General features: G+C 70.3%; 4 protein-coding genes and 1 pseudogene. All 5 read left to right on the top strand.

Annotated features, from left to right (window positions below; genetic code table 11):
- Window positions 1–1,105 (top strand): annotated as a pseudogene (locus HTV45_RS30630) (hypothetical protein); the annotation flags it as partial.
- Window positions 990–1,355 carry an alpha-glucosidase C-terminal domain-containing protein gene (locus HTV45_RS34600; protein WP_308309790.1) on the top strand — a complete coding sequence of 122 codons (366 nt, stop codon included), beginning with the start codon at window positions 990–992 and terminating at the stop codon, window positions 1,353–1,355. The pseudogene HTV45_RS30630 and the gene HTV45_RS34600, both read left to right, overlap by 116 nt.
- Window positions 1,352–3,088, top strand: coding sequence for a maltose alpha-D-glucosyltransferase (gene treS / locus HTV45_RS30620; RefSeq protein WP_215209163.1), 1,737 nt, complete (start codon window positions 1,352–1,354; stop codon window positions 3,086–3,088). Before HTV45_RS34600 ends, treS begins: the two co-directional genes overlap by 4 nt.
- A 28-nt stretch (window positions 3,089–3,116) precedes the next feature.
- On the top strand, window positions 3,117–4,475 hold the full coding sequence (locus HTV45_RS30615; RefSeq protein ID WP_215209162.1) for a maltokinase: 1,359 nt from the start codon (window positions 3,117–3,119) through the stop codon (window positions 4,473–4,475).
- A gap of 4 nt (window positions 4,476–4,479) precedes the next feature.
- Window positions 4,480–6,705: a 1,4-alpha-glucan branching protein GlgB gene (glgB, locus tag HTV45_RS30610; RefSeq protein ID WP_215209161.1), complete on the top strand. Its 2,226-nt coding sequence runs from the start codon at window positions 4,480–4,482 to the stop codon at window positions 6,703–6,705.
- Window positions 6,706–6,719 lie beyond the last annotated feature (14 nt).

The raw sequence follows: 6,719 nt of genomic DNA, 5'->3' as shown, positions 1-6,719 counted from the left end.
ACTGGGCACCCTCGAGGACTTCACCCGGTTCGTACGACAGGCCAACACCCTCGGCCTCGAGATCGCCCTCGACCTCGCCCTCCAGTGCTCCCCCGACCACCCCTGGGTCCACAAACACCCCGAATGGTTCCACCACCGCCCCGACGGCTCCATCGCCTACGCCGAGAACCCCCCGAAGAAGTACCAGGACATCTACCCCATCGCCTTCGACGCCGACATGGACGGCCTGATCACCGAGACCTGCCGCATCCTGCGCCACTGGATGAACACCGGCGTACGCATCTTCCGCGTCGACAACCCCCACACCAAACCCGTCCTCTTCTGGGAACGCGTCACCGGCGAGATCAACCGCACCGACCCCGACGTCATCTTCCTCGCCGAGGCCTTCACCCGGCCCGCCATGATGCGCACCCTCGCCGAGACCGGCTTCCAGCAGTCCTACACCTACTTCACCTGGCGCACCACCAAACAGGAACTCACCGACTACCTCACCGAACTCGCCGGGGAGACCGCCGCCTCCATGCGGCCCAACTTCTTCGCCAACACCCCCGACATCCTGCACGCCTACCTCCAGCACGGCGGCCGCCCCGCCTTCGAGGTCCGCGCCGTCCTCGCCGCCACCCTCTCCCCCACCTGGGGCATCTACAGCGGCTACGAACTCTGCGAGAACACCCCCCTGCGCGAAGGCAGCGAGGAATACCTCCACAGCGAGAAGTACCAGCTCCGCGCCCGCGACTGGGAAACCGCCGAGAAGGAAGGGCGGACCATCGCCCCCCTCATCACCAGGCTCAACACCCTCCGCCGGGAGNGTCCGCGCCGTCCTCGCCGCCACCCTCTCCCCCACCTGGGGCATCTACAGCGGCTACGAACTCTGCGAGAACACCCCCCTGCGCGAAGGCAGCGAGGAATACCTCCACAGCGAGAAGTACCAGCTCCGCGCCCGCGACTGGGAAACCGCCGAGAAGGAAGGGCGGACCATCGCCCCCCTCATCACCAGGCTCAACACCCTCCGCCGGGAGCACCCCGCGCTCCGCCGGCTCAGGAACCTCCGGTTCCACCGGACCGACAACGACGCAGTCCTCGCGTACAGCAAGCGCAGCGGTGAGGACGTCGTGCTGGTGGTCGTCAATCTCGACCCGCATCACCCCCAGGAGGCGACTGTCTCGTTGGACATGCCACAACTCGGCCTGGAGTGGCACGAGTCGGTGCCGGTGCGCGACGAGCTCACCGGCGAGACGTACCTCTGGGGCGGCACCAACTACGTGCGACTGGAGCCGGGGCGGGCTCCCGCGCATGTTCTGCACGTCCAGCGACCGCCCGCCGCACAGCGAAACGGAGGGCGAGGAACGTCATGACCGTGAACGAGCCGGTCCCGGACACCTTCGAGGACACGCCGGTCAGGGACCGGGACCCGGAGTGGTTCAAGCGAGCCGTCTTCTACGAGGTCCTGGTCCGCTCCTTCCAGGACAGCAACGGCGACGGCATCGGCGACCTGAAGGGTCTGACCGCCAAACTCGACTATCTGCAGTGGCTGGGCGTCGACTGCCTGTGGCTGCCGCCGTTCTTCAAGTCACCGCTGCGTGACGGCGGTTACGACGTGGCCGACTACACCGCCGTGCTGCCCGACTTCGGCGACCTCGCCGACTTCGTCGAGTTCGCGGACGCCGCGCACCAGCGCGGCATGCGCGTGATCATCGACTTCGTCATGAACCACACCAGCGACCAGCACCCGTGGTTCCAGGAGTCCAGGAAGGACCCGGACGGTCCCTACGGCGACTTCTACGTGTGGGCCGACGACGACCGGGGCTACCCGGACGCGAGGATCATCTTCGTCGACACCGAGGCGTCGAACTGGACGTACGACCCCGTGCGCGGCCAGTACTACTTCCACCGCTTCTTCTCGCACCAGCCGGACCTCAACTACGAGAACCCGCGCGTGCAGGAGGAGATCCTGGCGGCCCTGCGGTTCTGGCTGGACCTCGGGATCGACGGGTTCCGCCTGGACGCGGTGCCGTACCTGTACGCGGCCGAGGGCACCAACTGCGAGAACCTGCCCGCCTCGCACGCGTTCCTGAAGCGGGTGCGCAAGGAGATCGACACCCAGTACCCGGACACGGTGCTGCTGGCGGAGGCCAACCAGTGGCCGGAGGACGTCGTCGACTACTTCGGCGACTACTCCGCCGGCGGCGACGAGTGCCACATGGCGTTCCACTTCCCCGTCATGCCCCGCATCTTCATGGCCGTACGCCGCGAGTCCCGCTACCCCGTCTCGGAGATCCTCGCCAAGACCCCGGCCATCCCCTCCGGCTGCCAGTGGGGCATCTTCCTGCGCAACCACGACGAGCTGACCCTGGAGATGGTCACCGACGAGGAACGCGACTACATGTGGGCCGAGTACGCCAAGGACCCCCGCATGCGCGCCAACATCGGCATCCGCCGCCGCCTCGCACCCCTCCTGGACAACGACCGCAACCAGATCGAACTCTTCAACGCCCTGCTGCTCTCCCTGCCCGGCTCGCCGATCATCTACTACGGCGACGAGATCGGCATGGGCGACAACATCTGGCTCGGCGACCGCGACGCGGTGCGCACCCCCATGCAGTGGACCCCCGACCGCAACGCCGGATTCTCCTCCTCCGACCCCGGCCGCCTGTTCCTGCCCGCCATCATGGACCCGGTCTACGGCTACCAGGTCACCAGCGTCGAGGCGTCCATGGCCTCCCCCTCCTCGCTGCTGCACTGGACCCGCCGCATGATCGAGATCCGCAAACAGAACCCCGCCTTCGGCCTCGGCTCCTACACCGAGCTCCCCTCCTCCAACCCCGCCGTCCTCGCCTTCCTGCGTGAGGCCCCCCCGAATGGGGAAGAGGGGGACGACCTGGTGCTCTGCGTCAACAACTTCTCCCGCTTCGCACAGCCGACCGAGCTCGACCTGCGCGAGTTCGGCGGATGCCACCCCGTCGAACTCTTCGGCGGAGTGCGGTTCCCGGCCATCGGCGAACTGCCGTATCTGCTGACCCTCGGGGGCCACGGCTTCTACTGGTTCCGGCTCACCCGGGTCGCGTCCCGCATCGGCCGACGACCGTGAGGGTGTGCCGGCGCAAGGAGGCGTCACCATGACGAAGACCGCATTCCTGCGCCCGCGAAGCGCGCCCGCCGAGCCTCTGGAGTCGCTCACCGGGCTCCTGCGCGAGTGGCTGCCGCTGCAGCGCTGGTTCGCCGGCAAGGACCGGCCCGTCACCGACCTCGGTGTGCTGTCGATGACGGAGCTGTTCCCCGGCTGTCTGCACGTACTGGTGCACGCCGCCCACGGCGGCGTGCCCGCCCCCGGGGGCGCCATCCCGGCCGGTGACTGCTACCAGCTGCTCCTCGGCGTGCGGGAGCACCCCTCGTCGCGGCTCGGCAAGGCGCTCATCGGCAGGGTACCGGCCGGTCTGCTGGCGGGAATGACCGTCTACGACGCCCTCCAGGACCCGCGCGCCGCCCAGTTGCTGCTGGAGCGGCTGCGCCGCCCCGGCAGCGCGGGTCCGCTGCGGTTCGAGTGCGACGAAGCCCAGCAGGTGCCCGCCGGACTGGTGCCCCGGCTGATGACCGCCGAACAGTCCAACTCCTCGCTGGTGTACGGCGACGAGTACATCCTGAAGGTGTTCCGCCGCATCCAGCCCGGCGTCAACCCGGATCTGGAGGTGCCGGGGGCGCTCGCCCGCCAGGGCTGCCACCGGGTCCCCGCCCCGGTGGCCTGGCTGGGCACCACGTATCCGTTCAAGGCGACGCTCGGCGTGCTCCAGCCGTATCTGCGCAACGCCTCCGACGGCTGGGCGCTGGCCCTGGAGGCGCTCGCCGGCGGTGACGACTTCACCGCCGAGGCGCACGCGCTGGGCCGGGCGACGGCGGACGTCCATCTGGCGCTGTCCTCGGCGTTCCCCATCGGCACCCCCGGGGAGAACGGGCGGACGGCCGCGGCGATGACCGAACGGCTCACCGCGGCCGCCCACGCCGTGCCCGCGCTCCAGCCGTTCGTACCCGGGCTGCGGGCCGCCTTCGCCGCGCTGGCCACCTGCGACGCCGGCCCGCCCGCCCAGCGCATCCACGGCGACCTGCATCTGGGGCAGGTGCTGCGGGCGGGACGCGAATGGTTCGTCATCGACTTCGAGGGCGAGCCGTCCCGGCCGCTCTCCGAACGGCGCAGCGCCCACTCCCCCGTGCGGGACATCGCCGGGATGCTGCGTTCCTTCGACTACGCCGCCCGCCAGCGCCGCCCCTGGCGCCCGGAATGGGCGCGTCGCTGTCGCGAGGCCTACTGCGCGGGCTACGCCGCCCGCGCCGGCTGGGACCCGCGCAAGAAGCACGGCCTGCTCCGCGCCTATGAGACGGACCGGGCCGTGTACGAGGTGCTGTACGAGGCCCGGCACCGACCCGACTGGCTGCCCGTACCCATGGCGGCGATCGAGCGCCTCGCCGTGAGAGGAGACTGAAGCCGTGGCCCTGCGTGACACACCCCTTCCCGAGTCGGCCGGGCCCGTCCCGTCCGCCGCCGCGCCCCCCGGCGCCGCACCCGCCCTCGGCCCGTCCGACCGGGGACGTCTGCTGGCGGGCGCCCACCACGATCCGCACGCCCTGCTCGGCGCCCGCCCGGTGCCCGGCGGGGTCGCCTTCCGGGCGCTGCGCCCCTTCGCCCGTGAGGTCGGCGTGGTCGTCGACGGCACCCGCACCCCGCTCGTCTCGGAGGGCGACGGACTGTTCTCCGCCGTGCTGCCGCTGGACGCGGTCCCCGCGTACACCCTGGCGGTGGCCTACGGGGACGACGAGGCGGCCGAGACGCACGACCCGTACCGGTTCCTGCCCGCGCTCGGCGAGTTCGACCTGCATCTGATCAGCGAGGGCCGGCACGAGGAACTGTGGACGGCGCTCGGCGCGCACCCGATGACCCACCAGGGCGTCACCGGCACCCGCTTCACCGTGTGGGCGCCCAACGCGCAGGGCGTGCGGGTCGCCACCGACTTCACCCACTGGGACGGCACGGCGTTCCCGATGCGCTCCCTCGGCTCGTCCGGGGTGTGGGAGCTGTTCCTGCCGGGCGTCGGCGAGGGCACCCGCTACAAGTTCGAGATCCACTCGCGCCACGGCCACCGGTTCCTCAAGGCCGACCCGATGGCCCGGCGCACGGAGGCGCCGCCGAACACGGCGTCCGTCGTGACGGCCTCGCACTACGAGTGGGGCGACGCGCGCTGGTTCGCGGCACGGGCCGAGAAGCCCGTGCACGAGGCGCCGTTCTCGGTGTACGAGGTGCATCTGCCGTCCTGGCGTCCGGGGCTGACCTACCGCGAGCTGGCCGAGGAACTGCCCGCGTACGTCAATGACATGGGCTTCACCCATGTGGAGCTGATGCCGGTCGCCGAGCACCCCTTCGGCCCGTCCTGGGGCTACCAGGTCACCGGTTTCTACGCGCCGACGGCCCGCCTCGGCACCCCCGACGACTTCAAATACCTGGTCGACGCCCTGCACCGGGCCGGCATCGGCGTGATCATGGACTGGGTGCCGGCGCACTTCCCCAAGGACGACTGGGCGCTGGCCAGGTTCGACGGCGAGCCGCTGTACGAGCCCGGGGACTCCCGGCGGGCGGAACACCCCGACTGGGGGACGTACACCTTCGACTTCGCCCGCACCGAGGTGCGCAACTTCCTGGTCGCGAACGCCGTGTACTGGTGCCAGGAGTTCCACATCGACGGGCTGCGGGTGGACGCCGTCGCCTCCATGCTCTACCTGGACTACTCACGCGAGGACGGCGGCTGGGAGCCGAACGCCTACGGCGGCCGGGAGGATCTGGCCGCGATGGCGTTCCTGCAGGAGATGAACGCCACCGTCTACCGGCGCTGCCCCGGTGTGGTGACCATCGCGGAGGAGTCCACGGCGTGGGGCGGGGTGACCCGGCCCACCGACACCGGCGGTCTCGGGTTCGGACTGAAGTGGAACATGGGCTGGATGCACGACTCGCTGGAGTACGTCTCCCACGAGCCGGTGCACCGCAAGTACCACCACCACGAGATGACGTTCGCGATGGTGTACGCCTACAGCGAGAACTACTGCCTGCCCATCTCGCACGACGAGGTGGTGCACGGCAAGCAGGCGCTGGTGTCGAAGATGCCCGGCGACTGGTGGCAGCGGCGCGCGAACGTGCGTGCCTACCTGGCCTTCATGTGGGCCCATCCCGGCAAGCAACTGCTGTTCATGGGACAGGAGTTCGCCCAGGGTGCCGAGTGGTCGGAGCAGCAGGGGCCGGAGTGGTGGCTGCTCGACGACGGATATCACTCCGCCGGGGACCACCGCGGGGTCCAGGATCTGGTCCGCGAACTCAACGCCCGCTACCGGGCCACCCCGGCGCTGTGGCAGCGCGACACCGACCCGTCCGGGTTCCGGTGGGTGTCGGTCGACGCCGCCGACGACAACGTCTTCGCGTTCCTGCGCCACGACGCCGAGGGCCGGCCGCTGCTCGCGGTGTCGAACTTCTCCCCCGTGGTCCGCCAGGACTACCCGCTCACCGTCGGCGACGACGTGATCGCCTGGCAGGAGGTTCTCAACACCGACGCCGCGCGCTACGGCGGCGGTGACGTGACCAGCCCCGGTCCGGTCAAGCCCGAGGACGGCCGCGTCCGGCTCACGCTGCCGCCGCTCGCGACGGTGTGGCTGGCGCCCGTCCCTCTCTGAGACCCGACGACGAC

This window comes from Streptomyces sp. CHD11 (assembly GCF_018638295.1).
Lineage (GTDB): Bacteria > Actinomycetota > Actinomycetes > Streptomycetales > Streptomycetaceae > Streptomyces.
The sequence above is the reverse complement of the archived record's forward strand: the minus strand, read 5'-3'. Positions and strand labels throughout refer to the sequence as shown.